Source organism: Terribacillus saccharophilus, assembly GCF_002272075.1.
GTDB lineage: Bacteria > Bacillota > Bacilli > Bacillales > Amphibacillaceae > Terribacillus > Terribacillus saccharophilus_A.
Genome location: NZ_NPBJ01000034.1, coordinates 1 through 867, shown reverse-complemented (window position 1 = coordinate 867; position 867 = coordinate 1). Strand labels below are relative to the sequence as shown.

Annotated in this window: 1 protein-coding gene; it reads left to right on the top strand. The window is 34.7% G+C overall.

The window, feature by feature from the left end:
• The first annotated feature begins 313 nt into the window (after positions 1-313).
• Positions 314-754 carry a GNAT family N-acetyltransferase gene (locus tag CHH48_RS16540; RefSeq protein WP_095220423.1) on the top strand — a complete coding sequence of 147 codons (441 nt, stop codon included), beginning with the start codon at positions 314-316 and terminating at the stop codon, positions 752-754.
• Positions 755-867: the final 113 nt, after the last annotated feature.

Genomic DNA, 867 nt, shown 5'->3' with positions numbered 1-867 from the left:
GCCAGGGATTTTAATGCTTTTGCTTTCTCGAATAGTCGAGTTTGCATTGTTTCAAGTTCTTTTAGAATGCTTTCGACAACAGATTCTAAAGCTACTGCTGCTTTTTCATCTGCATCGCGAGCTTTCATCAAAGCTTGGTTATTTTCCTTGAAGAGTTTTTTGGGTAATGAGTCCTTGGGATGCACTTTTGCAATGAACACCTTGTAAAGGACACGTAAAAAACACGTTGATGTTGTAGCTTATAAAAAACAAGCTATTAAACAAAAGAGAGGTTCTACTAATCACTATTATGTTTAGTCTAGAGAAAAACGACATGAATAAGATGTTTATAGAACTTGCAATAAGGAATTCCAATCCGGAATACAATCTAGTATCCAGAAATAGAAAAACAATTACTATAGGAGATATCAAAACAGAATTTGTTAAAGCGCAATCCTATAATATGAGTCGCATGCTCATCAAAAATGATCATAAGTATATTGGAATCGTTGATTTTACGATGAAAAATCCTTTAGATAATACACCTTGGATAGAGTCATTTGTAATTCATAAGAAGTTTCAGGGATCGAATACCTCCAAGCAAGCTTATGATTATTTTGAAAGTATGTTACGCCGACAAACGAATACGTGCCGCCTTGCAGTATATAAAAGAAATAAATCAGCTGTTTGTTTTTGGGGGGAAATGGGCTATACACCGTATGAAGAAGAAGTAAGCGAGGGGAAGGTATGTCTTTTGATGGAGAAAAGATACTAATCCCACATCCATTATGAATGGTGAAGTATAAAGAAAATGGATTGATCTATTTGATCAATCCATTTTTTTGCTTTAGAAATCAATAAGCACGAGCAAACCAAGCGGTATGCTTT

Bases quoted from the DNA above. Each gene is read 5' to 3' on its own strand.
- CHH48_RS16540 (WP_095220423.1), top strand. From the start codon at position 314: ATGAATAAGATGTTTATAGAACTTGCAATAAGGAATTCCAATCCGGAA.